30 protein-coding genes and 1 other annotated feature are annotated in these 26,109 nt (G+C 42.0%); of the genes, 11 read left to right on the forward strand and 19 right to left on the reverse strand.

The features are described 5' to 3' along the window. Window positions 1-129: 129 nt before the first annotated feature. Window positions 130-426: an MGMT family protein gene (locus HMPREF1210_RS10885; RefSeq protein WP_016428738.1), complete on the forward strand. Its 297-nt coding sequence runs from the start codon at window positions 130-132 to the stop codon at window positions 424-426. Between the two features lie 45 nt (window positions 427-471). Further along, a complete protein-coding gene (locus HMPREF1210_RS10890) occupies window positions 472-996 on the forward strand; it encodes a GrpB family protein (protein ID WP_016428739.1) in 525 nt (174 codons plus the stop codon). Window positions 997-1,136: 140 nt separating this feature from the next. On the opposite strand, the gene HMPREF1210_RS10895 is transcribed toward HMPREF1210_RS10890, so the two are convergent. From HMPREF1210_RS10895 to HMPREF1210_RS10905, 3 genes are all read right to left on the reverse strand, one after another. Further along, window positions 1,137-1,694, reverse strand: coding sequence for a M15 family metallopeptidase (locus HMPREF1210_RS10895; RefSeq protein WP_016428740.1), 558 nt, complete (start codon window positions 1,692-1,694; stop codon window positions 1,137-1,139). Between the two features lie 131 nt (window positions 1,695-1,825). Beyond that, window positions 1,826-2,773, reverse strand: a complete 948-nt coding sequence (locus tag HMPREF1210_RS10900; RefSeq protein WP_016428741.1) for an ABC transporter permease — start codon at window positions 2,771-2,773, stop codon at window positions 1,826-1,828. Continuing rightward, entirely contained in the window at window positions 2,751-3,674 is a 924-nt protein-coding gene (locus HMPREF1210_RS10905) for an ABC transporter ATP-binding protein (protein ID WP_016428742.1), read from the reverse strand. The genes HMPREF1210_RS10900 and HMPREF1210_RS10905 overlap by 23 nt, the downstream gene beginning before the upstream one ends. Before the next feature lie 191 nt (window positions 3,675-3,865). Between HMPREF1210_RS10905 and HMPREF1210_RS10910 the strand changes: the two genes are divergently transcribed. Then, window positions 3,866-4,582: a serine hydrolase gene (locus HMPREF1210_RS10910; RefSeq protein ID WP_016428743.1), complete on the forward strand. Its 717-nt coding sequence runs from the start codon at window positions 3,866-3,868 to the stop codon at window positions 4,580-4,582. 29 nt (window positions 4,583-4,611) lie between these two features. On the opposite strand, the gene HMPREF1210_RS10915 is transcribed toward HMPREF1210_RS10910, so the two are convergent. After that, window positions 4,612-5,043: a YkvA family protein gene (locus HMPREF1210_RS10915; protein ID WP_016428744.1), complete on the reverse strand. Its 432-nt coding sequence runs from the start codon at window positions 5,041-5,043 to the stop codon at window positions 4,612-4,614. A 54-nt stretch (window positions 5,044-5,097) separates the two neighbouring features. Continuing rightward, on the reverse strand, window positions 5,098-5,832 hold the full coding sequence (locus tag HMPREF1210_RS10920; protein WP_016428745.1) for a sulfite exporter TauE/SafE family protein: 735 nt from the start codon (window positions 5,830-5,832) through the stop codon (window positions 5,098-5,100). A 113-nt stretch (window positions 5,833-5,945) separates the two neighbouring features. Here HMPREF1210_RS10920 and HMPREF1210_RS10925 point away from each other — a divergent pair, with 113 nt between their 5' ends. Continuing rightward, complete coding sequence (locus tag HMPREF1210_RS10925) at window positions 5,946-6,461, forward strand: GNAT family N-acetyltransferase (RefSeq protein WP_016428746.1); 516 nt, start codon at window positions 5,946-5,948, stop codon at window positions 6,459-6,461. 95 nt (window positions 6,462-6,556) lie between these two features. Here HMPREF1210_RS10925 and HMPREF1210_RS10930 read toward each other — a convergent pair whose 3' ends face one another. Continuing rightward, the gene (locus HMPREF1210_RS10930; protein ID WP_016428747.1) at window positions 6,557-6,943 is read right to left on the reverse strand and encodes a hypothetical protein; all 387 of its coding nucleotides are present in this window, start codon (window positions 6,941-6,943) and stop codon (window positions 6,557-6,559) included. 100 nt (window positions 6,944-7,043) lie between these two features. Here HMPREF1210_RS10930 and HMPREF1210_RS10935 point away from each other — a divergent pair, with 100 nt between their 5' ends. Both HMPREF1210_RS10935 and HMPREF1210_RS10940 read left to right on the forward strand, forming a co-directional pair. Then, window positions 7,044-7,679 carry a histidine phosphatase family protein gene (locus HMPREF1210_RS10935; protein ID WP_016428748.1) on the forward strand — a complete coding sequence of 212 codons (636 nt, stop codon included), beginning with the start codon at window positions 7,044-7,046 and terminating at the stop codon, window positions 7,677-7,679. Window positions 7,680-8,046: 367 nt separating this feature from the next. Continuing rightward, window positions 8,047-8,562, forward strand: a complete 516-nt coding sequence (locus tag HMPREF1210_RS10940) for a DoxX family protein (RefSeq protein WP_016428749.1) — start codon at window positions 8,047-8,049, stop codon at window positions 8,560-8,562. A 386-nt stretch (window positions 8,563-8,948) separates the two neighbouring features. On the opposite strand, the gene HMPREF1210_RS10945 is transcribed toward HMPREF1210_RS10940, so the two are convergent. The 13 genes from HMPREF1210_RS10945 to HMPREF1210_RS11005 all read right to left on the reverse strand — a co-directional run bounded on the left by HMPREF1210_RS10945 (window position 8,949) and on the right by HMPREF1210_RS11005 (window position 21,017). Beyond that, window positions 8,949-9,404 (reverse strand): GNAT family N-acetyltransferase, encoded by a 456-nt coding sequence (locus tag HMPREF1210_RS10945; RefSeq protein WP_036659564.1) that lies wholly within the window; start codon window positions 9,402-9,404, stop codon window positions 8,949-8,951. Between the two features lie 192 nt (window positions 9,405-9,596). Beyond that, window positions 9,597-10,061, reverse strand: a complete 465-nt coding sequence (locus tag HMPREF1210_RS10950; RefSeq protein ID WP_016428751.1) for a GNAT family N-acetyltransferase — start codon at window positions 10,059-10,061, stop codon at window positions 9,597-9,599. Continuing rightward, window positions 10,062-10,313 carry a hypothetical protein gene (locus HMPREF1210_RS10955; RefSeq protein ID WP_016428752.1) on the reverse strand — a complete coding sequence of 84 codons (252 nt, stop codon included), beginning with the start codon at window positions 10,311-10,313 and terminating at the stop codon, window positions 10,062-10,064. 341 nt (window positions 10,314-10,654) lie between these two features. Further along, window positions 10,655-11,128: an acyl-CoA thioesterase gene (locus HMPREF1210_RS10960; RefSeq protein WP_016428753.1), complete on the reverse strand. Its 474-nt coding sequence runs from the start codon at window positions 11,126-11,128 to the stop codon at window positions 10,655-10,657. A gap of 84 nt (window positions 11,129-11,212) precedes the next feature. Beyond that, window positions 11,213-12,175: an ABC transporter ATP-binding protein gene (locus HMPREF1210_RS10965; protein ID WP_016428754.1), complete on the reverse strand. Its 963-nt coding sequence runs from the start codon at window positions 12,173-12,175 to the stop codon at window positions 11,213-11,215. Beyond that, window positions 12,172-13,113, reverse strand: a complete 942-nt coding sequence (locus tag HMPREF1210_RS10970; protein ID WP_016428755.1) for a C40 family peptidase — start codon at window positions 13,111-13,113, stop codon at window positions 12,172-12,174. The genes HMPREF1210_RS10965 and HMPREF1210_RS10970 overlap by 4 nt, the downstream gene beginning before the upstream one ends. A 13-nt stretch (window positions 13,114-13,126) precedes the next feature. Then, complete coding sequence (locus tag HMPREF1210_RS10975; RefSeq protein ID WP_016428756.1) at window positions 13,127-14,230, reverse strand: mandelate racemase/muconate lactonizing enzyme family protein; 1,104 nt, start codon at window positions 14,228-14,230, stop codon at window positions 13,127-13,129. Window positions 14,231-14,248: 18 nt separating this feature from the next. Beyond that, window positions 14,249-15,172, reverse strand: coding sequence for an LD-carboxypeptidase (locus HMPREF1210_RS10980; RefSeq protein WP_016428757.1), 924 nt, complete (start codon window positions 15,170-15,172; stop codon window positions 14,249-14,251). Window positions 15,173-15,452: 280 nt separating this feature from the next. Then, entirely contained in the window at window positions 15,453-17,096 is a 1,644-nt protein-coding gene (locus HMPREF1210_RS10985) for a peptide ABC transporter substrate-binding protein (RefSeq protein ID WP_016428758.1), read from the reverse strand. A gap of 62 nt (window positions 17,097-17,158) precedes the next feature. Continuing rightward, window positions 17,159-18,184 (reverse strand): ABC transporter ATP-binding protein, encoded by a 1,026-nt coding sequence (locus tag HMPREF1210_RS10990; protein ID WP_036659937.1) that lies wholly within the window; start codon window positions 18,182-18,184, stop codon window positions 17,159-17,161. 107 nt (window positions 18,185-18,291) lie between these two features. Then, the gene (locus HMPREF1210_RS10995) at window positions 18,292-19,245 is read right to left on the reverse strand and encodes an ABC transporter permease (protein ID WP_016428760.1); all 954 of its coding nucleotides are present in this window, start codon (window positions 19,243-19,245) and stop codon (window positions 18,292-18,294) included. After that, window positions 19,245-20,180 (reverse strand): ABC transporter permease, encoded by a 936-nt coding sequence (locus HMPREF1210_RS11000; protein WP_016428761.1) that lies wholly within the window; start codon window positions 20,178-20,180, stop codon window positions 19,245-19,247. Before HMPREF1210_RS11000 ends, HMPREF1210_RS10995 begins: the two co-directional genes overlap by 1 nt. A 12-nt stretch (window positions 20,181-20,192) precedes the next feature. Next, window positions 20,193-21,017: a M55 family metallopeptidase gene (locus tag HMPREF1210_RS11005; RefSeq protein ID WP_016428762.1), complete on the reverse strand. Its 825-nt coding sequence runs from the start codon at window positions 21,015-21,017 to the stop codon at window positions 20,193-20,195. Window positions 21,018-21,426: 409 nt separating this feature from the next. Further along, window positions 21,427-21,639 (forward strand) — a binding site (T-box leader). A gap of 78 nt (window positions 21,640-21,717) precedes the next feature. Here HMPREF1210_RS11005 and trpE point away from each other — a divergent pair. Genes trpE through HMPREF1210_RS11030 form a run of 5 tightly spaced genes read left to right on the forward strand, consistent with a single transcriptional unit; the run spans window position 21,718 to window position 26,108 of the window. Then, window positions 21,718-23,082, forward strand: coding sequence for an anthranilate synthase component I (gene trpE, locus HMPREF1210_RS11010; RefSeq protein ID WP_016428763.1), 1,365 nt, complete (start codon window positions 21,718-21,720; stop codon window positions 23,080-23,082). Beyond that, window positions 23,079-23,660 carry an aminodeoxychorismate/anthranilate synthase component II gene (locus HMPREF1210_RS11015; protein ID WP_016428764.1) on the forward strand — a complete coding sequence of 194 codons (582 nt, stop codon included), beginning with the start codon at window positions 23,079-23,081 and terminating at the stop codon, window positions 23,658-23,660. The genes trpE and HMPREF1210_RS11015 overlap by 4 nt, the downstream gene beginning before the upstream one ends. Before the next feature lie 17 nt (window positions 23,661-23,677). After that, the gene (gene trpD, locus HMPREF1210_RS11020; protein ID WP_016428765.1) at window positions 23,678-24,709 is read left to right on the forward strand and encodes an anthranilate phosphoribosyltransferase; all 1,032 of its coding nucleotides are present in this window, start codon (window positions 23,678-23,680) and stop codon (window positions 24,707-24,709) included. Further along, the gene (trpC, locus tag HMPREF1210_RS11025; RefSeq protein WP_016428766.1) at window positions 24,706-25,494 is read left to right on the forward strand and encodes an indole-3-glycerol phosphate synthase TrpC; all 789 of its coding nucleotides are present in this window, start codon (window positions 24,706-24,708) and stop codon (window positions 25,492-25,494) included. The genes trpD and trpC overlap by 4 nt, the downstream gene beginning before the upstream one ends. Then, window positions 25,494-26,108: a phosphoribosylanthranilate isomerase gene (locus HMPREF1210_RS11030; RefSeq protein WP_016428767.1), complete on the forward strand. Its 615-nt coding sequence runs from the start codon at window positions 25,494-25,496 to the stop codon at window positions 26,106-26,108. Before trpC ends, HMPREF1210_RS11030 begins: the two co-directional genes overlap by 1 nt. Window position 26,109: the final 1 nt, after the last annotated feature.

The raw sequence follows: 26,109 nt of genomic DNA on the forward strand, positions 1-26,109 counted from the left end.
TACCCACAACTTTACATTAAATACTTTGTTACCCGTAATATACCATATTAAGTCGACATGATGAACGAGGTTTGATTACAATGAAAGTAGTTAGGGTAGAGCGGAAATGTCAAAGGAGGTAACAGCATCTTGCAACCATTCACGGCAGAAGTAGTTCGGATATTAAAAGAAATACCAGAGGGATACGTCGTTACCTACGGACAAGTCGCGCGCATGGCGGGGAGCCCCCGCGCAGCAAGACAAGTGGTACGGATTTTACATACGATGAGTGAAAAACATGGCTTGCCATGGCACCGCGTGGTCAATGCACGTGGTGAAATTGCTGTGCCCAATGAAGAATCGAAAGAGTTGCAACGTATGTTACTTCAGGGTGAAGACGTTGCTTTCTTAAGTGATGGACGGGTGGATTTGAGTGTTTTTGAGTAAACCTTTTAGGAAACTATTAAATCGAGCTGTGCGGAGGGGAAATAAATGAAAGTTCGACTTACTGACTTCAGTGAAAACTGGGCACTTATGTTTCAAAAAGAAGTTTATTTTTTAAGTGAAATTTTCGGAGATGAAATCATTAAATTTGAACATTTCGGCAGTACTTCTGTTCATGGTCTAAAAGCAAAACCAGTAATCGATATGATGTGTCTCGTAAAAGACATTCATCAAATTGATTCCTTAAATGAGAAAATGGATTCTTTAGGATACGATGTGGTCGGAGAATACGGTATTGATGGAAGAAGGTTATTCCGAAAAGGCGGAGAAAACAGAACTCATCATATTCATTTCTATCAATACGACAATCCACAAATAGCTCGCCACTTAATTTTCCGCGACTATTTGCGTTCTCATCCAGAAGATGTGGTTAAATATAGTCACTTTAAAGAAAAGTTAGCTCAACAGTTTGAGAATAACAGCGAATATAGTCCGGCAAAAAATTTATTCGTCAAAGAAATGGAACAGAAAGCAATACAATGGTTTGCTGAAAATGAGGATAAATTAACTTAAAGACTGTCTAAAAAAGAGTTGAGGAGATAGGAAGACGAAGAAATTATTGGAGGCTGTCGAAATAGTAAAGTAATTTTGGCTGTTTTATAGAACCTTAAAACCCTCCTCAAGACTTTCGAGGAGGGCTATTTGATTCTATTTCATTTTTCCACCTTATCCTCTGGCCGCCAGCCGTTTTGCAAGTCACTGATCGATAAGCCGAAAGTATATTCTAAATGTGGGTAGTCCTTGAAGCTAGGCCAGTCTCCGCCCCATTCAAAGCCTAAGTCTTTGCCAATGCTTGCAACTTCGTACCAGTCCGCTTCCCCGTTGCCATTCAAATCACGCTGTAAATCGTAACTAATCGTCCCGTCACTGTTTTGCAGGACGAAATCGATGGCGAGTCCGTAGTTATGATAGCTTTCACCGCCGCGTGCATACGTGACGATGTCACCTTCAATCGAGCGTCCTTTTTCATAAAGGACATCTTGAGATTCGACGGAACGGAAGCTATCACTGATTAATATCGGAATACCGATTTCCTCAGCTTTTCCGATCAATTGATTGCTCTTTTCTGCCACGATGGGATGCAAACCTTCCGGTAAAGGGCGTTCTTGAAGTTCTTCTCTAAATTCTAGTTCCTTGTGGATCCAAACAAAGAAGAGTCCGCCGATGACGAGCCACAATATAATATTCAAAACGGTCCATAATCGTTTCACACGAACTCCTCCTTTCCCACACGCTGCTTTTCATCTTACGTAAATTCTCCAGAGCTTTCAATGATTCAAACTGACGATTAGGCGAATGAATAAAAAAGTCGCTCCTCCGAAAAGGAACGACTCTACCATAATTAAGCTGTAACGTCTCGCTTTGTAAACGACCAATAGCTGATGAATAAGAACAATACGACATATACAGTCAACACAGCGGCTGACAATGGCCAGGTGATGCCTGAAATGAACATATTGCCTGTAATGTAACCAGTTAAATCAGTATGCGCAAACAGGATGTATTTCGTAATTTCGTATTTACTTAAGAAAAAGACAATATTTGGACCCATAAACATCAGAAAGATCGATAATCCGATGGCAAGTGAACTTGTACGGAAAACACTTCCAATCATAAATGCAAATGTCGTGAATACCATGATTCCGATATAAGTTAAGCCATATAAGGCTAAAACCCGTCCCCAGTAAGATACTTCAACTACTTCCCCGCCACGAACATCCAGCATCGCACCGCTTCCAGCATCAAAGAATATATATCCAGCAACTACGTTCGCAATTAAGGCAATGATGGATAATACTAATGCATAAAGCAATGATGTGATGTATTTGGACGTTAGAATTTTCCACCGTTTCACAGGTCTGCTTAACAACATTTTAATCGTTCCTTGAGAAAATTCAGATGCCACTATACTAGCGGACGCAATGACGGCAAACATTAGAACCAATGTAAGCATCGTATGGGAATCCATCAAATTTTGTTCTCTATCACCGGGACTGAACGGTGCCACGTTTTCCGCTAAGCGGTATTCAGTGATGGCCAGTTCTTCTTTTAACTGTTTTTTAGTCTCGGCATCAAGATTTGGCTTTGCCAGTTCAGCTGTTAAATTTGCTTGATTTACAGCCGCATCCTCTTCCCAAGTGGGTTGGTCTGACGGTTGTACCGTTCGGTCAATCGCCCAATTAATGATGCCTGTAATCCCGATTAATATGAGGACCAATAACCCAGCCATTATCCAAGTGGCTTTTTTATGCCACAGTTTCATCCATTCATTTCTTATGAGATTCAGCAATTTGGCCACCTCCAGTCATTTCGAGGAATTGATCTTCCAATGTTTTACGGAACGGGTGCACAGCGAACACTTGAAGATTCGCCGAGACCATCGCCTGAATGATGGAAGGAATCTGGTCCTGTTCAACTTTGACAATGAAGCCAGCCCCACTATTTTCAAGAGTTAATCCTTGTGTTGATAATAGTTCACGTGCCTGGTCAGCCGGTTGCGCCTCAATATAATAATGAGCTTCTTCTTCTTGATTAATTTCACGGATATTAATAAGTTGTCCGTTTTGAATAATGGCGATTCGATCACACATCAGTTCAATTTCTGAAAGCAAGTGACTCGATACGAATACTGACACGCCATCTTCAACAGCGATTTTACGCAAGTATGTACGGAATTCACGTATTCCGGCAGGATCCAGACCATTGGTTGGTTCATCCAAAATCAAAAACTTCGGACGATGCAGCAATGCTTGTGCAAGGCCTAGACGCTGACGCATACCTAGCGAATAAGTAGAAACCCTTTCATGAATACGATTTTGCATGCCTACTTGATCGACGACTTCAGCGATGCGTTCTTTTGAAATGGTTTTGTTCATGCGTGCGAAATGCAGTAAGTTTTTCCACCCCGACATGTACTTGTACATTTCCGGATTTTCGACGATTACCCCTACTTTGCTCATTGTTTCTTCAAAGTGGTCTGTCAGTGTTTGACCTTCCACCACTACTTCTCCGCTTGTCGGCCTCATTAAACCGGCCATCATGCGAATCGTTGTTGTTTTACCAGCACCATTTGGCCCCAGAAAACCCGTAATTTGACCAGGGAATAATTGCAGGTTCAAATTATCGATAATTTTCTTTTTGCCAATGGTTTTTGACAAGTTCTTTAATTCAACGATTGGTTGTTGTTCCACGCTTTTCACCTTCCTTAATATGAGACATCCTTCATTTACTTACTAAGACGAAATGACTAGTTAAAAAGTTCTATCCAATCTACGTCCATATTTATATACGAAACACATGACTCTTGGTTTCGTTTTTATTTCATATTAAGGATTTATTTGGAAAAGTTTTTGAATTAAACTAGTAGAAAGGAGGGGTTCAGATGGGCTTTACATTATTTCCCGAGAAATATTGTTTACATATGGAGTATCCAGTTGGAGTCGTTCGTTATTCGAAAAATATTGATGAAATCTTCAAATCAGCAAGCGTCATAAAGCTTCCTATTTTCTTATATGGTTTGCACCATGCAAAGGATTCAAATGAAGAGATGGAAGTATCCCCAGAAGCCATCGTGGATGGATCAGGCGTATTGCAAACACTTGTTACACAACCAAGATTATTTTCAATTCGTGATTTACTTGCTCTCATGATGGTGGTTTCGGATAATACGGCAACTAACATACTAATCAGACGCTACGGGTTGAAACGGCTCAATTCTTATATACAACATCTCGGAATGACAAAAACCGTATTGGGTCGGGAAATGCGAGATCTGGTTGCTATTTCGGAGGGCCGGGACAATGTCACATGTGGTCGCGATATGGTTGCCTGCTTAAGACATATGGTCAGCTCACACGCTTTTCACGACATGCTTCAAATCCTTGAAAAGCAGCAATTTCAGAATAAAGTTCCAGCTGGTGTCAAAAGCGATCAATTTGTTTTCTTCAACAAAACAGGCGAATTGGATGATGTCGAGCATGATGTGGGCTTATTTATGTACAAAGGCCAAGTGGGGTTGTTTGTCGGTTTAACTGAGGGCAGTAATTCTAGTGGACGTACATTGTTACACGAGTTTGGACATATGTTAGACGAATTGTAAATGAGCGAACCGTCATCGGTCCGCTCTTTTTATTTTTTAGGCAACATAAGGTCTTCTATACTATTGTCAGTTGTTCCAAACCAGGATTTCATTTTCTCGTATGCCTGTTGTTTCGTTGGTTCATCGATATGGGAAATCACTTGATATAAAGCATAAGCAATTACACTTGCATCATCTACCAAACCGACAACTGGAATGAAATCTGGAAGTACGTCTGCCGGGAAGATTAGGTAGCCAAGTGCTCCCGCAATGGTCAGCTTAGCAGATTTCGGCACCGCTGGATTTTGAGCTGTGAAATAAAGCAACAAGCTTGTATACACTGTTTTTTCTCCTGCTTTTTTGCCATACTTCACAATTTTATTCCAAAATTTTTCTTCATCATAATGCTCATGCGAGCTCTCTATTTGCTCTTGTGGATCCACGTTTTTTACCCAATTCTCTTGAATATCTTGCTTGTTCATGGTCATCACTCCTTTTTATCAGTATGTCGGTTTGAAAGAAAGTTTTCAATGATACTATAGGATGTTTTCAACAACCAATTGCAAAATGAGTAACGCAGTCACGACACGTAAGATGGGCTTTACGTATTGAGGTTTTATTTTCTCTGCGATACGGACTCCAAGCTGAGCTCCGGTAATAGACCCCGCCATCAAAGCAAGGGTCAATGGCCAAATAATAGCTCCAGATATAATATAACTGATTGCTGCGCCGAAACAGCTTGAAAAAGTAGCCAGCCTGACCAATCCCACTGATTTCACATACGCAATGTTCAAGTAGCTGAACAAATATAGCATTAACGTGCCTTGTCCCGGACCAAAAAGTCCATCATAAATTCCAATACCAAACAGCCCTGGTCCACTGACCTTTGTTAATTTCAATGGTTCTTCGCCTGTGAAATTACCTTTGCCAATAAATGAAGTAACAAATGCAAATGCCAGAAGAAAAATTGCCAGTGCATACAAATTATTTGCGGACAGCTGTGAAGCAATAAATCCCCCGGTCACGCCTCCACCCAAACTGATTGGGATTAGCCAAAGAGAATCCTTCAACGATATTTGTTTTCGTTTATACAATGTAAAGAAACTTGAGAATGAACTTACCGTGTTGGAAACTTTATTTGCCCCAATAGCTGAATGAATCGGCATGCCGAGCAACAACATCGTTGGCAAACTGATAAGGCCCCCGCCACCTGCCAATGTGCCGATTGTCGTTGCGGTTACCCCTATAAAATACAATAGAAAATAATCCAACTTAATCACCTGTCTTTCTTATTAACTGTATTGTACTTCGTGTCTCGAATTAAGAAAATGACGATGATATAATGAAGTACAATAAGAAAAACTTATGACAAGGAGAATATTCGATGTTTATTGGCTCTAAAATTCGTTTGACTGCAATGAGAAAAGAAGATTTGCCAACGTATCGACTGTGGAATGGCTTGGAATCTTTTGGACGTTTTTATAATGCCTTTCCCATTCGTGAAGAATCAGAAAAAAATGCAGAACAGTTAATGGACCATTCTGATCGTAGTTTTCGCTTTGCCATTCGACCGATTGATTCGGAGCAATTTTTAGGTGTTTGTGCCATCGAAGATATTTTATGGTCGCATCGTGTAGGCTGGCTGTCCATAGCTCTTGGGCCAGAATTTCACGGCAAAGGATTTGGGAAAGAAGCCATGCAATTGTTGATGAATTATGGTTTCAATGAACTGAATCTTCATCGTTTGCAGCTGACGGTATTCGGCTATAACGTAGGTGCCATCAAACTTTATGAATCTCTTGGTTTTAAGCCCGAAGGAACGTTCCGAGAGTTTTTACAACGTAACGGGAAGCGTCATGACATGTACTTATATGGTTTGCTTGTTTCTGAATTTCACTAAATTGTAATTAAAGAGTAATATTTATTAAAAAGTAATTTTATCAACTTTATTAAACTAATAGAAAAGGATGCCCTCTGATAAAGGCATCCTTTTTTCTATACTTTTGACTGGGTAAAACGTTGATATAAATTACGCATGATTGCACTCACAGTTAAGATAAACAAAATAATCAAGGTAATTTGAAGGACCATGATCATCCAGTCAGGAAATGACAGAATACCTGCACCGATTAAATGATTCAAACTCATGAAAATCAGTACCAGTGCAACAATAGAACCCGCCAATATACCGAAGAGTGCGAGTAATTGTACAAAGGACAATTGCTTAATATAATTTCTCAAACGGATGATTTGCATGAGGATTACCAGTATGAACAACATTAAGGATAATCCATCAGAACCTATGTAGATGGAATTAACGATGTAGAAAACTAAGATAATGCTGATAATGATGTTTTGGTATTTATCGAAGATTGCTAGCATGTATGTTTCGCTCCTTTATATGTACTACGCAAAACCTGATAAAAAGTTTCACATTTGGTAAAATAAGAGATATATTCGATTAAAAGGAATGAGGAATTGGATGCTAACCCTATATATTACACGCCATGGACAAACAGAATGGAACGTACAATCGCGCATGCAAGGCTGGGCAGACTCACCTTTAACTGACATAGGAATGGCAGCAGCGTCTCAACTAGGAACGCGTCTTAATGATGTCCCACTCGACGCTGTATATAGTAGTACAAGTGGACGAACGGTTCATACAGCTCAACTCATTATTGGGGAACGTAACATTCCTCTTATTCAAAAAGAAGATTTACGTGAAATCCATGTAGGTGAATGGCAAGGAATGCTATCTTCTGATATTGATCGTGATTATGCGGAGCAAGTCAAAACCTATTATGAACGCCCGAGCCAATATGAATCGACTTCCGGGGAAAGTTTTCACATGTTGAAAGAACGCGTATTACGTGCAGTGGAAGAAATTGCTGCAGCTCACCCGAATGGTCACGTCCTAATTGTCACGCATGGCGTCGTTAAGAAATGCTTGATTAATCACTTCAGTGGAGCTGATCTTGATTTATTGTGGGATCCACCTTTCATTCACGGAACGAGTCTGACAGTGTTAGAAATCGATACTGATAGACGCGAATTGACTATGATTGGCGACATGTCCCATGCAGAAGAAGCGAAGGGACCTTTAAAGGTTCAATAAAGTAGTAAATATGCTGACTGTGCTCTAATATTTTCACTAAAATAACATCTTCCCACCGAACGCCCGTATTTGGGATTAATTTATCTCACAGGTGAATCACTAAAGTGATTCACCTTACCAAATAACCATGTATTTCTTTAACTAATTTCCTCGGTTATTTGATAAGTCAAACCATCCTTCTGTGAACCCTCTTGGAGCCCAAAGGAGTTCGTTACAATGTATAATCTGTATCTTTAACGTGGACTATATTACTTCCGATGGTAGTGAAATCTTTTTAACATATTTTTAATATAATTGATAACGAAAATCATTATCAATTATGTTATTATCTTCTAGTAATTATTTTTTAAATTATTGGAGGAAAAGTATGTTTATTGATCTTTTAAGGCATAACAAAAATGTCTCTATTCTTTTGGCTGTATTGCGTGTGTATCTCGGATATACGTGGGTTATGGCTGGCTGGGGGAAAATAGCAAGCGGACAATTCGATGCTTCTGGTTTCTTACAGGGTGCGTTGGCAAATGCAACAGGAGAGCATCCGGCTGTTCAGGGATGGTGGGTTGTATTTCTTGAAAATGTAGCCATCCCTAATGTAGAGATATTTAATACGTTAGTACCTTGGGGAGAATTCCTCGTCGGGATAGGTTTATTGGTGGGTTGTTTCACTAAAACAGCTGTCTTTTTTGGCCTGGCTATGAACTTCGCTTATCTGTTTAGTGGCACCACAAGTACCAATCCACAACTTGTTCTATTATCTATGTTTATCCTTGTTTCTGCTATAAATGCTGGAAGATATGGGGTAGATGGTATGATTATGCCAACTCTTAAAGAAAAGCTATTTGCTACCAAAACAATAAATGGAAAAGAAGCTGCTGAGGTTTAAACCTCAGTAGTATTAATTTTATCTTCTGAGACTTGCTTCAAATAGCTATAATTTCAATAAACTTTCTGCTTCCCTAAATACATGTTCAGCTAGAAGAGGATGAATATAGAAAGTGCCTTGAACTAGTACTTGGGTTATGTTAATACGGCAGAAAAGAATAATTTTCTTGTTCCACAAACGGGCGCGATTGTGGAGCAAAATATGGTGTTATGTTCATGCTGTCATTAAACAAATGGACCGTTAATTTAGCCAATACTAAAAATCCCCTACTGAAGTCCTCTTCCTTAAACATTTCTTCATAATCGAAACCTTCAGGGTTACTTGTGATTATATAAAGAGCCGAAATATATTCACTACTCTTTCGCTATAGATAGGTACGAGCAAATTTATAAATTCTTTACCATAAATACGCTATTTGGGTCCTCCTTGTAATCGGAAAACGGGTCACAATAGTTGAACCCAAACCTTGCATAAAGTCTTCTAGCTGGATCGAAAGAATCCATTGATCCCGTTTCCAAACTTAACTTCCGATAGCCACGTCGTGTGGCTTCTTCAATTATGTGATGAAGTAGTCTTTTTGCAACCCCCTTGCGAAGATGGAATGAAGAGGTTCGCATTGATTTGATCTCTCCATGCTGACCATCAATTTCTTTAAGTGCCCCACATCCAACCAATTCATTTCCTTCCCATGCACTCCAAAATGTAATATCTTGTTGTTGCAACTGCTCAAGATTGAGAGCATGTATACTTTCTGGTGGTGAATGCAGTGTCATACCATGAAGATGCTCGTTTATCAATTTAGTAATTTCAGAGCCCGATAAATCATCTATTTTAATATCCATCATTATCACTCCGTAGTTTTTAATTGTAGTGGACTGGCGATCTTTATTCATAGTTATAGAAGAATGTAGGATAACCAAACTTATTGTGTAAGGAACTATTTATAGAGCACCAAATAGGTAGGATAGAGCATTGCCCCCTTGTATACCTGTCTTGATTCTAGGACTTTTTCGCTTATCGTATTAAAAGGATTTTTAAATTGACTTCGCCATGACTATATTGGTGATTTCGTAGCCCATCTTCTCGTATAAGCCCCGCGCGACTTGGTTGTGACCAAAAACATGAAGTCCAATTTTGCACATTCCTAGTTCTTTCGCAATTGTTTCAATTTCTCTCATTGCTTCCTTGCCATATCCTTTTCCTTGATATTCATCTAAAATACTAAAATCATAAATATAACCTTCATCAGCTTTTTCAGGAGATTTTTGTGCCATCCATATCATTCCGACTATTTGTTGATCATGGAAGATAGAAAATATGTAATTCCCTTTCGATTTTTCACCGTCAGGCAACAGACGGTTAAATTCATTTTTGGAAAGCTCCGATGCTTCCGCTTCGCTCCAATTCCCTGAAGCTACTTTGTCTTTAGCATAGTCCTCTACTGCAATTTCAAGGTATTGCTGAAAATCCTCTTGTCTCATAGGTTTTAATGTGACCATTTATTTCCCTCCCAGTTGTGGTGATTCGTCGTTATTCATCTCTTCTAACAATCGCTTCTTTTTCAAAATGAAAATCTCTCGGATAAATGCTCCGATTACTCCAGACAGAAAGACGATAGCGATCAAGTTGACTACTTTTAAAACTGTAGATGGTGTGTACATGACTTGTAAGCATTGGCTAATGACAAATAGACTGTACGCCACGCACATTATTATTAAGAATTTAGGTGTTACTTCTTTTCGCATCTTCATCCTGGAATTCCCCCTTCAAAACTGAATGATGTTATATGCATATTTTACCTATAAATTCCATAAGAATCACATTTATTCCTTCTTTACTTAAACACGTCAAATATGAAAACCGTATACTTCTGGGTCTCACGCTTCTCGCTCTGCGGCTTGCTAGTCGCAAATGTACTCTCTCGTTTTTCATTAAATATCACCGTTTTGATTTAAATCACTTTTTATTAGTGGGAAATTAGGAGGGAAATGGTTAGTTGCCCCAGTTACATGAAAAGTTGCCCCAATCAAGCCAATAGTTGCCCCAGTCAGCAAGAAAAAAAAGCGGCAGCCTGTAAGCCACCGCTTTCTTTCTATAATTTCATTTGAATTCGTTGTTTCCGATGTTCTCTTCTTGCAGGACCTGATTCAAATAGGCGGTGTTCGTTTTCAGTTTCAGGCAGTATTCCTGGGACAGGCATTGGAACTCCATTTTCTACCGCTACAAACGTCAAGAAGGATTCCGTCGTTAACTTTGTTTCTCCTGTCAACAAGTTCATCGATTGCACACGTACATACACTTCCATGGAAGTGCGGCCAGTTGAGCTCACGATTGCTTCCATCTCCAACACATCCCCAACTCGAGCGGATGATAGAAAATCTACTGAATCGATTGAAGCCGTAACAACAGGCTTATTGCAATGTTTCATCGCAGTAATAGCACCTATTTCATCTATAAAAGATAGAACTCTACCCCCGAAAATCGTTTCGTGGTGATTCGTATCGGGCGGTAAAACCAAATGTGTTTGGATTGTTCGCGACTGGCTCATGGGTACTGTATTTGTCATGATGTTCTCCCCTTCATTGCTGGATAGTCTCATCATACAAAACACTACTGCGAATGAAAAGTTTCAAGCTTTATACAATCGCAGTTACTCGTACAAGTGACATGCCACAAAATGGCCTGGTTCCTGTTCTTGCCAAGCGGGTTTAACATTCGCACAGACTTCCATCGCCATCGGGCAACGCGTTCTGAACACACAGCCTGAAGGTGGATTGATTGGACTCGGCAATTCCCCTTCGAGCAAAATACGTTCGCGTGATTCTTCAATGTCCGGATCTGGAATCGGAATGGCGGATAACAACGCTTGCGTATAAGGATGAAGTGGATTTGCATACAGTTGTTCACTCGTCGTCAATTCAACCATATGTCCTAAGTACATTACACCAATACGGTCCGAGATGTATTTGACCATCGACAAGTCATGCGCAATGAACAAGTACGTCAGGCCTTTTTCGCTTTGCAGTTTTTGCAGTAGCTTAACGACTTGGGCTTGAACGGATACATCGAGTGCCGAAATTGGTTCATCGGCAATGATGAAGTCTGGATCCAGTGCCAGCGCACGCGCGATGCCGATTCGTTGACGTTGTCCTCCCGAGAATTCATGCGGATAACGGTTGGCGTGGTCGCGATTGAGTCCAACATCCTCCAATAACTGATAAACCCGTCGTTGCATATCTTCTTTTTTCTTATGTAACCCATGGACTTCCATCGGTTCTGCAATGATTTCAAAAACAGTTGAACGAGGATTAAGTGATGCATACGGATCTTGGAATATCATTTGCATGTTGCGCAAAAATGCATAACGATCGTTTTCGCCCATCGTATGTACATTTTTCCCACCGTACGTTACTTCCCCTTCCGTCCGATTATATAAACCCATAATCGTCCGTCCTGCAGTTGATTTGCCACAGCCCGATTCACCAACAAGTCCGAATGTTTCTCCTTGGTAAATTTCAAAACTGATGCCGTCCACAGCTTTTAATGTTTGATTCTTGCCTATATCAAAATGGCGTTTCAGATCTTTTACTTCAAGCAATACTTGACCAGTCATGACGCTTCCCCCTCAGCTCTTGCGTAGCGTCTTACGGCGCACAATTCTTTTACGAACTTTGTTCCTTCAAGTTCTATTACTTCAATGTGTTGTCCAGTGGAAGGCGAATGAATCATTTGCCCGTTGCCTGTGTAAATACCGACGTGCCGAACATTGCTAGACCCTACGTTCGCAAAGAACAATAAATCGCCAATCTCCCACTGAGTCATGTTGGCCATATCCACTTCTTCACCATTTCTTGCTTGATCATCCGCATCCCGAGGGATGAAATAACCATGCGCTTTTAACATATTGTAGCTAAACCCTGAACAATCGTAGCCGTACGAAGACATTCCGCCCCAGAAGTATGGAAGCTCCAAAAATCGCATGGCACTCGCCACTACGTCATCCCCTGAACGTTCAATGAAAGCTTCAATTCCTGGCCCATGCTCGATTTCTTCGCTTGAAATAAGGGCTTCACCATGAGGTGTTGAAACTAAAGTAAATTGTTCATTATTATCGAGTATAGGAAGAATCGTGTTGAAAGGAACCACCAGCAAAGGCTTTAAATCTTTCGTCCAAAGTTGCGCTCTAGGCTGTGTCACTTTGGCAAAGCCGAAATCTGAGATGCGTTCCATTTCTTTTAATTGAGCAACGGGTATCCATCCCGGATAGCCACGGCCGTCCTTTTTGGAAGGTTGCCATGTGCAGATTACTTTTGCCCAGTCACCAACGATCTCTTCAATCAATACAGGTTCCCCGTAAAGGACTTGTGTTTGCACGCGGTTATCGTTGCACAAATCAAGCAAATCCTCATACTTCATTGCTTCCAGCCATTTTGTGAAACGGACTGGATTTTCAAGCCCATGGGTGTCTTGAGTACGTGCAGACTCAGGCGAAGTCCATACTGTCGCCACCGCTACCGAACAAGCCCAAGTCGTGGATGATTGAACTAGCATATGAAAATCCCCCTTACCCTTTACGATGAAATCGTTTATTCATTAAATCTGTATGTATTCCGAGCCCTGACTCACGAGAGAAACGAATATGTCGACCGTCATAAACAATGCCACCTTCGACGATATCTTCTGCAAGCATCAACGGCGCATCAAAATCAAAGCGTGTCACGTTTGGCTGGCTTGCAGCAAAATGAGCCGCTGCGGAAATTCCGAGTTTCGTCTCGATCATGCTCCCAGTCATGCATTCCACTCCATAACTTTCTGCTAAAGCATTGATTTTCAACGCTTGATAAATGCCACCAGCTTTCATCAGTTTGATATTGATTAAATCCGCTGCTCGAAGCTGAAGAACGCGTATTGCGTCTTTCGGTGTGAAAATACTTTCATCCGCCATAATTGGCGTATGTGTATTCAAGGTCACATGCTGTAAACCTTCGATATCATTCGCTTTCACGGGCTGCTCGATGAGTTCGATTTCAAGCCCGGCATCTTCCATCTGCCCAATTGCTCGGACCGCTTCTTTCGCTTCCCAGCCTTGATTAGCGTCCAGTCTAAGCTTCGTTTCATAGCCGATTTTTTCACGGATTGCACGAATTCGTTCAACGTCTTTCTCGATATCATCGATGCCTACTTTTATCTTCAATACATTAAATCCTTTTTTTACATAACGAGCTGCGTCTTCAGCCATTTCTTCCGCATCATTGACACTGACCGTGAAATCCGTTTCTAGTGTATCTCGGTATCCACCAAGCAATGTGACAAGCGGAATCCCTGCAAGTTGGCCAAGCAAATCATGGAGGGCCATATCAAGTGCTGCTTTAGCACTTGAATTCCCTACCATGGAGCGATGCAATTTTTGGAATACCCGCTCCGAATGATGTAAATCAAGTCCAATCAGTTGGGGGCCTATCACATGATCGATAGCAAACTGAATACTCCCAAGCGAATCACCTGTGATGACGTGGGTAGGGGGTGCTTCCCCCCAACCGACACTTCCATCTTCAGTTGTAATTTTCACAAATATGGATTCAGCAATCGTCACGGTACGAAGTGCGGTTTTAAACGGTTTTGTGAGCGGTACCGCAACCGAAAAGGTTTCAATTGAATGTAGAATCATGGTAGTTTCCCCTCCCGATTATTTAACTCCTGGTAAGATGGTCAATGTTTTGGCATCGCCATCGAGTCTTGCTTCCACTCCTAGTGGAACGGCAAAGTGTGGTTCACAATGACCGATTTTAAAACCAGAAACGACTGGTTTTCCTAAATCACCCAAGTAATGTTCCAATACTTCACCAAGTGTCAATGTCGTTTTTCGTTTTTTAGGTACTGCTCGGGCAAAATCCCCAACTACGATGCCAACTGCATCTTGAAGTTTCCCAGCCAATCGTAATTGATTCAACATGCTGTCTACTTTATATGGTTCTTCATCCACGTCTTCAATCAACAGTAACTTGCCACGAGTATCGATTTCATATTTAGAGCCCAGTGCACTCACTAGCAATGAAAGATTCCCACCGACAAGTTCCCCTTGTGCATTCCCACCACCTAATGTGGTCAATGGAGAAATATCTTCGGTATAATGCAGTTCGATTGGTTCAAACAGCTGATTGAACATACGTGCGGACAAATCATGGAACGTATCTTTCCCTACATCCGATGCAAGCATCGGTCCATGGAATGTCACTACATTGGCGAATTGGCCGATTGTTGTATGGAGGAATGTGATGTCGCTATAGCCCCATAAAATTTTCGGTTGTTCCGCCATTAATTGAAAGTCGATTCGGTCAGCGTAACGCCCTGCCCCGTAACCGCCTCCTGCACAAATGATCCCTTTTATGCTTTGATCAGCAAGCATAGCTTGTAAATCTTCCAGACGTTCATCATCGGTACCAGCCAAATAGCCGTGCACGTTCTCGATATATTTGCCCATTTTGACGTTTAATCCCAGTTGTTCTAAAAATGTGAGCGAGCGTTGCAAGCTTTCTAAGTTGGGAGGACTTGACGGGGCTATAATGCCAATCGTATCCCCTTTTTGTAATCGTGTTGGTCGTATGCGCATGCTTATATTGCTCCTCTCTTCTATTTTCAAAAAAAGTTATTCGCCTAAGTATAACTTCTTTTGAAAACAGAAGGGTGCGGCGCCAGATTGAGACGCCGCAACTTCTTGTTTTTATTGTCTTGAAAGTATAAATTTATGGGTATTTCATTCGAAATCAGTTGTGTCTAGCTCCGCAGGCCAGACCGCACCTCCGTTTCACTGTCTCATTCGAAAACAGGTTTTCGATTCGACAGTTCCAACGTCGGAGTCGGTCTATCATGGCCTGCTGCGCTTTTCTATATTATTCCGCTTTTTTGTCTACCCATTTAAGGTCTAGGTAACCTACTGGGTGACGCACAATTCCAGAAACGCTTGGTTTTTGCAATGCCACTTGGTTATAGAAGTGGATTGGGAAAATCGGCATTTCTTTCATTAATACTTTCTCAGCATTCATCAATAACTGCCAGCGAGCTTCTGCATCTGTTTCTTTTTTTGCATCGGCAATCAGTTTATCGAATTCTGCATTTGACCAACCAGTACGGTTCATTGATGAACCTGTAACGAAGCTTTCAATCGCGTTCACTGGATCTGCATAGTCGTGTAAGAATGAAGAACGGGACAATTGATATTTCAATTCTTTTTGTTCAGAAGAGAATACACTTCCTTCTACATTCGCTAATTCCACGTCCACGCCTAAAGCTTCTTTAAACTGCGCTTGCAAAGCAACCGCAATGTTTTGATGTGTATCTGAAGTTGAGTACGTTAAAGTAACAGTCGGTAATTTATCGTAGCCTTCTTCTTTCATACCTTCTTCTAACAATTTCTTCGCTTCTTCAGCGTTGAATTCTACTAAATTGCCAACCGTGTCACGGAATTCAGAACCGTCCGGACCTTGGAAGCCGTAAGAAACGAAACCATGCGCTGGTTTTTCACCGTTTTTCGTTACGAATTCAACAATCTCTTCTTGGTTGACTGCTGTTGCGAAAGCTTTACGAATTTTTTCGTTCGTGAAAGGCTCCATTGTTGTGTTGAAACGATAGAAATAAGTACCTGCCTGGTCTTGAATTGATACTTCTTCGCTGTCCATTAAATCAGCAGCCAATTCAGATGGAACGTCAGATACATCTAGTTCATTCGCTTGGTACATTTGGTACTCTGTATTGGAGTCGTTGACCATTGCCCACTCTACTTTATCTAGCTTCACAGTTTTAGCATCCCAATACTCTGGGTTTTTCTCAAATACCATTTTCACATCATGTTCCCATGATGCTAATTGGAATGGACCGTTTCCTACGAATGATTCTGATTCAGTGAACCATTGTGCGTTTTCTGTTGCCACTTTTTCATTGATTGGGAAAAAGCTTGGGTTTGTAATGATATTCAAAAATGCATCAGTTGGTGCAGTTAATTTTACTTCAAATGTTTTTTCATCCAATGCCTTCATTGCTACATCTTCAATCTTACCTTTACCTGTGTTGAATGCTTCTGCACCTTCGATGAAGTAACCAAGGAAAGCCGCTGGTGAAGCTGTGTTCGGATCCAACATGCGTGTCCAGCCATATACGAAGTCTTTAGCAGTAACTGCGTCTCCATTAGACCATTTTGCATCTTCACGAATGTGGAATGTATATGTCAAACCATCTTCAGATACTTCAATTTTTTCAGCCGTTGCTTCTTCTGGCTGATGGTCTTCGCCTAAACGAGTTAACCCTTCCATCAAGTTGTTCAATGCATTCCAAGAAACAGCATCAAAGCCGACCGATGGATCGAATGATGTTGGCTCGGTGCCGTTGTTCAAGTAAAGCACTTTTTCTTCAGCTGTTTCTGTTTCTTTGTCGTCTCCGCCTTTGTCAGCTGGCTTTTCGCCTGCATCATTATTCGCTGTACATGCTGATAGTACAAGTGCGAATACGGCTGTCAGTAAAAACAAGAGCCATTTCTTCATGTGTGTTTTCCCCCTTGGAATTGTGTTCATGCTTTATGATTATGCACCTAAGTGCGTTCATCCTATTTTTGAGCTATTTCCAAAAACGCTTGTGCACGTTCGTCCTGTAACCAACAATCGACGCGATGAGTAGCTGTTTTAACCGTTGTGTCTGGATGTACGTGTTCACAAACTTCCATTGCAAATGGACATCTCGCTGTAAATGCACACCCTGTAGGTGGCGCAAATAAATCAGGTGGTGTCCCTTCAATTGGCTGCAGTTCTTCCGCAATCAAATCGAGACGCGGAACCGAATTGAGCAAGCCTTGCGTATACGGATGCTGTGGCGTATAGAAAATCTCACGCTTCGTACCGAGTTCAATGATTTTGCCAGCATACATCACCGCAATACGATCTGCGATTTTTGCTACAACTCCCAGGTCATGAGTGATCAGAACAATCGATACTCCTGTTTTTGCTTGAATTTCTTCAAACAATTCGAGGATTTGCGCTTGAATCGTTACATCTAGTGCAGTTGTCGGTTCATCCGCGATTAATAACTCCGGTTCGCAAATGAGCGCAATGGCAATAACAATCCGTTGACGCATTCCGCCTGAAAACTGGTGAGGATACTGTTTTAAACGTTCTTGCGGATTTGGGATACCTACTAAGCGAAGCATGGCTAGCGCTTTTTCTTTCGCTTCCGCTTTGCTTGCTTTGGTATGTGTGAGCACACCCTCCATCAACTGCTCGCCAATGGTAAGTGTCGGATTGAGTGCCGTCATCGGATCTTGGAAAATCATTGAGATGTCGACACCCTGTATTTTGCGAAGTTCTTTTTTCGTCATATTCGTAAGATTGACATCTTTGAACATCACTTTGCCATCTAAAATACGCCCCGGCGGCTGTGGAATAAGCCCCATAATGGCATTGGATGTCACGGATTTTCCGCAACCCGATTCGCCTACAATTGCAAGCGTCTCTCCTTTTCGGAGAGCAAAGGAAACACCACGGACGGCATGTACATTTCCACCATATGTTTTGAATGACACATGTAAATTGTCTACCGACAAAATGATGTCCTCGGTTATGACTTTTTTACGTTTCATTTTTTGCGTGTGCGCCGTCACAACCGCTTGTTGAGTACGACCGACTTCCGCGCGTCTTTCTCTCGCCAATTCCCGGGCGTTTTCTAGTTGCTGTTCGTTCATATGTGTCACCCCCTTAACTTCGGATCAAGTGCGTCTTGTAGTCCGTCACCAAGGACGTTAAATGCAAACATAGTTAATGAAATGAAGAATGCCGGGAAGAATAGTCTCCACCAGTGACCTGATAGGATAACTGGCAAGGCATCATTCGCCATAACACCCCAACTTGCAAATGGGGCTTGAATACCGAGTCCAAGGAAACTCAGGAAGGCTTCCGCGAAAATGGCACTCGGAACCGTCAAGGTCATTTGGACAATGATTGGACCCATGGTGTTCGGCAATAAGTTTCGTCGAATGATTCGTGGTGTTTTTGCTCCAAATGATTTGGACGCTGTCACGAATTCATAGTTTTTGATTTGCAGTACTTGTCCCCTTACAATTCGGGCCATTCCGACCCATCCGGTAACGGTCAGAGCGACAATAATTGTCGTTAAACTTGGACCCATTACAACCAATAATAAAATAACAACTAATAAATGCGGCAAGCCATACAGGACTTCAATGATACGCATCATTATGGCATCTGTACGTCCACCTTTGTAGCCACTAAAACCGCCGTAAATCACACCGATAAAGAAGTCAATCAATGCTGCGGCAAGTCCCACAAACAATGAAATACGAGCGCCATACCAGGTGCGTGTAAAGACATCGCGTCCCATTTCATCCGTCCCAAACCAGTGTTCACTTGAAGGTGCTTTGTTTTGGTTCGGCAAATCCATGCCATCCACGGGATGCGGAGAGAAAATCGGACCAAAAATCGCAAGTAACGTCAAAAGAACTAAGAAAATTAAACCCGTCATTGCCAGCTTATTTGTGCGAAGTCGACGCCATGCATCTTTCCAATAGGATAATGAAGGTCGAACAACGGCTTCCGCTTCGACTAAATCTCTATCTTTCTTACGGAACCATTCATCAGGTACTCGGTTGGGTGATACGGGTGTCGATTCGTGGTTGATAGTCATCACGCATCCCCCTCTTTCTTATGCAATTTAATACGTGGATCTAGGAATCCATAAACCAAATCGACAATGAATAACATAACTACGAGAATCGTGCTGTAGAATACGGTCGTTCCCATAATGACCGGATAATCCCGGTTGTTGATACTTTCAACGAAGTATTTTCCCATCCCGGGAATTGCGAATATTTTCTCGATGACGAACGTTCCTGTCAGAATCCCAGCAAGCATCGTCCCCATAATTGTGACAACTGGCATTAAGGCATTGCGCAACGCATGTCGTGCAACAATGCGAAACGGTGACAATCCTTTTGCTCTCGCCATTTTTATGTAATCCTGCGTCAATACTTCAAGCATCGACGAACGCGTTAAACGTGCAATGATGGCCATTGGACCCGTAGCAAGAGCGAGCACCGGAAGTACCATATGCATCGGGCTCGACCAGGTGGCTGGTGGGAAAATATTATAATCTACTGCCAGTTTTTGAATAAGCAATGTAGCCAGTACGAAGCTTGGTACGGAAATTCCGATTACCGCAAATGTCATTGCAAAGTAATCAATAATCCCGTTATGACGCAGTGCTGCAAAGGTTCCGAGTAAAACACCCGAAATTACTGCTACCAAAATGGTTACCATCCCGAGCTCAAAGGATATCGGGAAGCCACGAGAGAGCAGTTCATTAACCGTTTCATTCGGTTTTTTGATTGAAGGTCCAAAATCCAACGTGACAATGGATTTTAGGTAGTACAAATATTGGACCGGAAGTGGTTCATCCAGCTTGTAAAAGCGTTCTAAATTGGCTTGAATCGTTTCATTTGTCGTACGTTCTTCATTGAACGGCGATCCTGGAATTGAGTGCATCAAGATAAATGTCAGGGTCGCAATGATCAGAATGGTCATGATCATCATAAAGAAACGTTTGATGGTATATGAGAACATATTAAGTCCCCCTTAACAGAACGTCGTTTGCATCGCCAGTTCCACTTGAACTAACATTGCTCGATACGCTTCCAAAATATCTTTTGCTTCAAATTTCACAATCGTTGTTCCAGGTTCTATTTCACAGCCAGGCATAATGGCTGCCCATTCGGCTTGACCATAGTTGGCAAATTCAATTCGCAACGTTGGGGTTTTTGGTGGGGTAAGTGGTTTAACCAAATGACGATTGTCCACTGCTTTTTGGATTTGTTCAGTCAGCAGTGCATGTGATTTTTCCGGATGCATCGTTTTGACCGCTTGGCGAGTGATTGACTCTTTTACTGCAACTGTTGTGATGTTTGGAATGAGTGCCGCTGCTTCACGACATGCTCCGTCATCTCCAGCAACCATGATGACCGGTACACCAAAATGACCCGCCACATATGCATTGAACCCAAGCTCTCCAATTTCCACGTCATTGATGAACATGTTTCGCACTCCAAAAATCATCGAGTGACTCATTACACCTGGTTGTCCTGCACGTGAATGATAGCCTGCGAAAATCGCACCATCATAAGTTTCATCGAGTGCCTGTACCATTGAGTAAGGTTTCACTCCACCCGTGATCAGCATGGCTTCAGGATTCAAATCTTCAACAAGTAAGTTGTTCATTTGTGAATGGCTATCGTTCACCAAAATATCGGTAGCCCCTTTTTTCAGTAAGCCTTCAATAATGGCATTTGCTTCGTTTGTCATGATACGACGGGCGCGTTCATAGTTGTGTTTCTTCGAATCTACGAAAGTGTGATCAGGTAAACCTGTAATCCCTTCCATATCGATCGAGATAAAAAATTTCATATTCTTGATGTCCCCCTCATGCCATTGACTCATATTTTTATTATTATGAATTTTTACTTATTGTTATTATTAAAAGATATCAAATTTTTTAGAATATTTCAATATAGTTTGAGGGTTTTTTTCGTTTCCCGAAATGATTTGACGGAGAGAAATTCCACTTCCAACAAAATACTTGAAGACCACAAAATATATCCGAAGGGACCCCAATTAAATTGCTAGTCCCCACGGATAAAATGGCATAGACACCGACACACATCTGCCCTCAATTTTTTCTACAAAAAGATTTCAGTTGACATCTTCTTTCATGCGTACTACGATAGGAACAACTTTTTTGTTCGGGATTTAGGCAGAAGGTGTCGGGAGCGACATCGCCGGTGAGAACACCAAGAGTTGAGATGAGTTGAGTTGAGAAAAATCGATGACAAAGAATAGTAGCACAAGTGCGTCTTCATAGAGAGTCAGCGGCTGGTGGAAGCTGATAGGCAACTTGGTGTGAATGGTCTTTGGAGAGTTTCCCAGAATGTCAGTACGGGAAAACGTGTGATCTACGTTACAGGTCCTAAAGCGAAAGCCGTTATTGGCTTTTAATTTGAGGTGGCACCACGGTCATTCCGTCCTCTGTACATGAACTCTTCTGTTCATGTACAGAGGATTTTTTTGTTTTCCGGGTGCAAATGAGCTGAGCAGAGGAGAGATTTACATGCAAACACATTCAGTAAAAACAGCACGAATTACCATCAACGGGGACACTTTATCGCCCATCGCCATTTTCAAAAGGTTACAGGGAACGCGGAAATTCCTGCTGGAAAGTTCTTTGAAACATGAAGCGTCGGGTCGTTATTCCTTCATCGGCGCAAATCCAGTGAAAGAATTTCGTGGTTCAGCCAACGATTTGATAGAGCATTCACTTCTAACAGGTGAAATCACCGTGCACTGCGGAAAGCCTATCGAATTATTGAAAACGTTACTTCCCATTGTTGAAGATGACCTGGAATTCCCTTTCAATGGTGGTGCAATTGGCTACATTGGCTATGACGTCATCGCACACTATGAAGACATTGGGCCAGCCCTCCCTGACGAACGTGATATGCCCGATATCCATTTGCTCGTTTATGAAACCGTCGTTGTATATGACCATCAAAAACAAGATGTCACCATTTTGCATAACGGCACAGCCCCTTCTCTTATCAATGATGTTGTACGCCAACTGGCAGGAAAGGAATGTGAAGAAGAATGTGTACAATCTACCCTTCCCTTCACATCCAATGTGAGCAAACAAGCGTTTATCGATAACGTAGTGCGCGCAAAAGAATGTATCCGGGCGGGAGAAATTTTTCAAATTGTGTTATCTCAACGATTGCAGGCAACGTATACAGGTGACCCTTTCATGCTTTACCGGAAATTACGGAAAGACAATCCTTCCCCCTATATGTTTTACGTAGATTTTGATGAACATGTAGTGCTCGGTGCATCTCCAGAAAGTTTAATGAGCATTCAAGGTAATCGGGTGACGACAAATCCGATTGCTGGAACTAGACGACGAGGTCACACACCTGAAGAAGATGCACAACTTGAAAAAGAATTGCTCGCCGATCCGAAAGAACTTGCCGAACACCGGATGCTGGTGGACTTGGGAAGAAATGATTTGGGTCGTATTACCGAAGTGGGCAGCGTCCATCTAACGAAATACATGAGCATTGAAAAATACCAGCACGTCATGCACATCGTTTCCGAAGTTGCTGGCACGTTGCGTAATGATCAGCATCCTCTTGATGCACTAGTCGCTTGTTTACCTGCAGGAACGGTATCGGGTGCACCGAAAATTCGTGCCATGCAAATCATTCAAGAGTTGGAAAATGTAAAACGAGGCGTTTATGCCGGAGCAGTTGGTTACATCGGTTTTAATGGCAATATCGATATCGCGTTAGCCATTCGAACATTGGTCATCAAAAATCAAACCGCTTATGTCCAGGCAGGTGCAGGCATTGTCTATGATTCCAATCCACTAGCAGAATTCGAAGAGACGTTGCACAAAGCGAAGTCGTTATTGGAGGTGCTGTCATGATTTTGCTGCTAGACCACTACGATTCGTTTACGTACAACTTGTATCAAAGCTTATCGATGCTCGGTGAAGAAGTAAAAGTTGTCAGATATGATGAAATTTCGATAGATGAAATCCGTCAGTTGAACCCAAAAGCAATCGTGCTATCGCCCGGTCCTGGGTCACCAAATGACAAGTTGCACTCTTTATCAATCATCAATGAATTCCATCAAACCATCCCAATGCTCGGGGTGTGCTTGGGTCACCAACTTCTTGGAGTGGCATTTGGTGGCAAAATCAAACGGGCAACACTGGTCATGCATGGAAAAGTATCTGCCATTCGGCATTCACATGCAGGAATGTTTGCCTACCTGCCGCAACCCTTACCCGTCATGCGCTACCATTCGCTCGTATTGGAGGATCTGCCTTCATGTTTTAAGACAACAGCCATTTCGATGGACGATCAAAGTATTATGGCAATTCAACATTTGGATTACCCGCTTTATGGCTTGCAGTTCCATCCAGAATCAATTGGAACGCGTGATGGGGATAAAATCCTTCAAGCTTTTTTAACAGATATAGCTCAGCCAGTAGAGATTTAGTCAGAGGAGAGATTGAGATGAGAAGATTTACAGAGAGTGTACGTAGTGGAACGTCACTGACGTACAGTGAGATGAGAGAAGCAACGAACGCCATGTTTTCAGAAGATATTGCAGGCGTGGATATCGCGAATTTTTTAAGTGCCCTATCAAAAAAAGGCGAAACTACCGAAGAAATAACTGCACTTGTTGAAGTGTTACGTGAAAATGCTACACAGATTCCTGTTACCTCCCCCCATGTATTCGATAATTGCGGAACTGGAGGCGATGGTTCCCAAAGTTTTAATATCAGCACCACTTCTGCCTTTGTCTTGGCGGGAGCAGGACTGAAAATCGCCAAGCACGGGAACCGCAGCATTTCGAGCAGAACGGGCAGCGCGGATGTACTCGAAGAGCTCGGCATTGCTTTGGATTTCCAACCACGCGAAGTGGAAGACTTATTAAATCAAACGAATATCGCTTTCCTATTCGCCCCATATGTCCATCCGAAAATGAAACGGATTCAATCCATTCGTAAGTCTCTGGGAAAACCGACAATTTTCAATATGATTGGCCCATTAACCAATCCCGTGACATTAACATCCCAAATGGTCGGCGTATATCGCCAGGATAAATTGATGGATATCGCAGCAGTCCTATATCGTCTGGGCCGAAAAAGAGCAATCGTCTTGAGTGGTGCCGATGGAATGGATGAAGCTTCTTTATCCGGAGACAACCACCTCGTACTTATGAAAAACGGCGACTACATCCCTTTTACATTGAATGCCGAAGAAATGGGCTTGTCATTTGCTCCACTTGAAGCAATTCGCGGTGGGGACGCCAAGGATAACGCAGCCATTTTAAAAAGCGTGCTACGGGGTGAATCTTCGCCTTATCTGGATACCGTATTGTTGAATGCGGGAATCGGTTTGTTTGCGGCAGACATCGTTTCAACCATTCAAGAAGGCGTTCACCAAGCACGAAAAAGCATTGAAACAGGTAGTGCACTCAGTGTGTTGGAATCAGTCGTCACTTACAGTCAAAATCGAAGTCATTTGGAGGTGAACGCATGACGATTTTAGAGCAGATTTTAGAAGTAAAAAAACTGGAAGTGATAGAGTTATTGGAACAAGAAGGACCATTTGAATTTTCTAAAACACTTACTGATAAGCCTTCTTTATTTGAGACTTTATATAACACGCAGCACTTACAAGTCATCTCTGAAATTAAACGCGCCTCCCCCTCGAAAGGTTTGATTGATGGTAATGTCGATCCCGTACAGCAGGCACTCGCTTATGAAAAAGCTGGTGCAGCTGCAATTTCTGTATTGACTGATCAACAATTTTTCAAAGGCTCGATGGATGATTTACATGCAGTATCATCAGCCGTCAATCTTCCCGTCCTCTGCAAGGACTTTATCATTCACCCTTTGCAGATTGAAGAGGCAAAACGTGCTGGCGCATCTATCATTCTGTTGATTGTCGCTGCGCTTGATCAACAGAGTCTTAGTGAATTATTTGACTATGCTAGTAAGTTGGATGTTGAAGTTTTGGTTGAAGTTCATGATGTCGAAGAATTGCAGAGAGCGTTGGCGATTAATGCAAAAATAATCGGCGTAAATAATCGTAATCTCAAAACGTTCGAAGTAGATTTAGCAAACACATCGCAAATTGCCGCTCACTTCCCTTTTCATGAACAACGCGTTTTGATTAGTGAAAGTGGGATTGGCAACATCTCAGATGCTGTTTTAGTTGCGGATGCTGGAGCGCACGGCGTGCTGGTTGGAGAAACGTTAATGGGTAGTGAAAATATTGACGAAATATTGCGTTCGTTTCACGTGAAACGTGGTGAATTGTGATGACAAGAGTCAAAATTTGCGGATTGATGGAACTGGAAGATGTAAAAACAGCAGTTGATTCTGGAGCAGACGCAATTGGTTTTGTATTCGCTCCTAGTCGACGCCAGCTAACGGTTGAAACCGCCAAGAAACTTGCTAGTGCAGTTCCAAATGATGTGTTGAGAATTGGTGTATTCGTCAATGAAACACCGGATGAAGTGAATCGCATCGCAGGAGAAGTATCATTGGATATGGTTCAACTACATGGAGATGAAGCACCCGAATATGTTCGACAAATATTCCTTCCTACCATTAAAGCCTTATCGATAAAAAGTTTTGAAGATGTGCGAAAGGCTTCGCAATTTGAAGTCGATTATTTCTTGTTTGATGCACCAGGTGTGGAGTTTCGCGGAGGATCGGGGCAGTCATTTGACTGGAAACTCCTTGAAAAAGCTAATATTCCACTTAAGAAAGTCATATTAGCTGGCGGTCTGAATGAAAGCAACGTAAGAGAAGCAATTAAAACCGTCAATCCTTTTATGGTGGATGTATCCAGTGGAGTCGAGACGGAGCAACGAAAAGATGCAGTAAAAATCCGCACGTTTATCCGTGCAGTTCGAGGTGAGGAGAGATGAG

This window comes from Paenisporosarcina sp. HGH0030 (assembly GCF_000411295.1).
GTDB lineage: Bacteria > Bacillota > Bacilli > Bacillales_A > Planococcaceae > Paenisporosarcina.

What these genes read in the sequence shown, in the direction of transcription:
- HMPREF1210_RS10960 (WP_016428753.1), bottom strand. Translation starts at nt 11,128, where the DNA reads ATGACAAATACAGTACCCATGAGCCAGTCGCGAACAATCCAAACACAT.
- HMPREF1210_RS10985 (WP_016428758.1), bottom strand. Translation starts at nt 17,096, where the DNA reads ATGAAGAAATGGCTCTTGTTTTTACTGACAGCCGTATTCGCACTTGTA.
- trpE (WP_016428763.1), top strand. Translation starts at nt 21,718, where the DNA reads ATGCAAACACATTCAGTAAAAACAGCACGAATTACCATCAACGGGGAC.
- HMPREF1210_RS11015 (WP_016428764.1), top strand. Translation starts at nt 23,079, where the DNA reads ATGATTTTGCTGCTAGACCACTACGATTCGTTTACGTACAACTTGTAT.
- HMPREF1210_RS10910 (WP_016428743.1), top strand. Translation starts at nt 3,866, where the DNA reads ATGGGCTTTACATTATTTCCCGAGAAATATTGTTTACATATGGAGTAT.
- HMPREF1210_RS10990 (WP_036659937.1), bottom strand. Translation starts at nt 18,184, where the DNA reads ATGAAACGTAAAAAAGTCATAACCGAGGACATCATTTTGTCGGTAGAC.
- HMPREF1210_RS10995 (WP_016428760.1), bottom strand. Translation starts at nt 19,245, where the DNA reads ATGACTATCAACCACGAATCGACACCCGTATCACCCAACCGAGTACCT.
- HMPREF1210_RS10925 (WP_016428746.1), top strand. Translation starts at nt 5,946, where the DNA reads ATGTTTATTGGCTCTAAAATTCGTTTGACTGCAATGAGAAAAGAAGAT.
- HMPREF1210_RS11000 (WP_016428761.1), bottom strand. Translation starts at nt 20,180, where the DNA reads ATGTTCTCATATACCATCAAACGTTTCTTTATGATGATCATGACCATT.
- HMPREF1210_RS11005 (WP_016428762.1), bottom strand. Translation starts at nt 21,017, where the DNA reads ATGAAATTTTTTATCTCGATCGATATGGAAGGGATTACAGGTTTACCT.
- HMPREF1210_RS10935 (WP_016428748.1), top strand. Translation starts at nt 7,044, where the DNA reads ATGCTAACCCTATATATTACACGCCATGGACAAACAGAATGGAACGTA.
- trpD (WP_016428765.1), top strand. Translation starts at nt 23,678, where the DNA reads ATGAGAAGATTTACAGAGAGTGTACGTAGTGGAACGTCACTGACGTAC.
- HMPREF1210_RS10940 (WP_016428749.1), top strand. Translation starts at nt 8,047, where the DNA reads ATGTTTATTGATCTTTTAAGGCATAACAAAAATGTCTCTATTCTTTTG.
- HMPREF1210_RS10955 (WP_016428752.1), bottom strand. Translation starts at nt 10,313, where the DNA reads ATGAAGATGCGAAAAGAAGTAACACCTAAATTCTTAATAATAATGTGC.
- HMPREF1210_RS10945 (WP_036659564.1), bottom strand. Translation starts at nt 9,404, where the DNA reads ATGGATATTAAAATAGATGATTTATCGGGCTCTGAAATTACTAAATTG.
- HMPREF1210_RS10980 (WP_016428757.1), bottom strand. Translation starts at nt 15,172, where the DNA reads ATGCGCATACGACCAACACGATTACAAAAAGGGGATACGATTGGCATT.
- HMPREF1210_RS10965 (WP_016428754.1), bottom strand. Translation starts at nt 12,175, where the DNA reads ATGACTGGTCAAGTATTGCTTGAAGTAAAAGATCTGAAACGCCATTTT.
- HMPREF1210_RS10915 (WP_016428744.1), bottom strand. Translation starts at nt 5,043, where the DNA reads ATGAACAAGCAAGATATTCAAGAGAATTGGGTAAAAAACGTGGATCCA.
- HMPREF1210_RS11030 (WP_016428767.1), top strand. Translation starts at nt 25,494, where the DNA reads ATGACAAGAGTCAAAATTTGCGGATTGATGGAACTGGAAGATGTAAAA.
- HMPREF1210_RS10890 (WP_016428739.1), top strand. Translation starts at nt 472, where the DNA reads ATGAAAGTTCGACTTACTGACTTCAGTGAAAACTGGGCACTTATGTTT.
- trpC (WP_016428766.1), top strand. Translation starts at nt 24,706, where the DNA reads ATGACGATTTTAGAGCAGATTTTAGAAGTAAAAAAACTGGAAGTGATA.
- HMPREF1210_RS10950 (WP_016428751.1), bottom strand. Translation starts at nt 10,061, where the DNA reads ATGGTCACATTAAAACCTATGAGACAAGAGGATTTTCAGCAATACCTT.
- HMPREF1210_RS10970 (WP_016428755.1), bottom strand. Translation starts at nt 13,113, where the DNA reads ATGCTAGTTCAATCATCCACGACTTGGGCTTGTTCGGTAGCGGTGGCG.
- HMPREF1210_RS10930 (WP_016428747.1), bottom strand. Translation starts at nt 6,943, where the DNA reads ATGCTAGCAATCTTCGATAAATACCAAAACATCATTATCAGCATTATC.
- HMPREF1210_RS10975 (WP_016428756.1), bottom strand. Translation starts at nt 14,230, where the DNA reads ATGATTCTACATTCAATTGAAACCTTTTCGGTTGCGGTACCGCTCACA.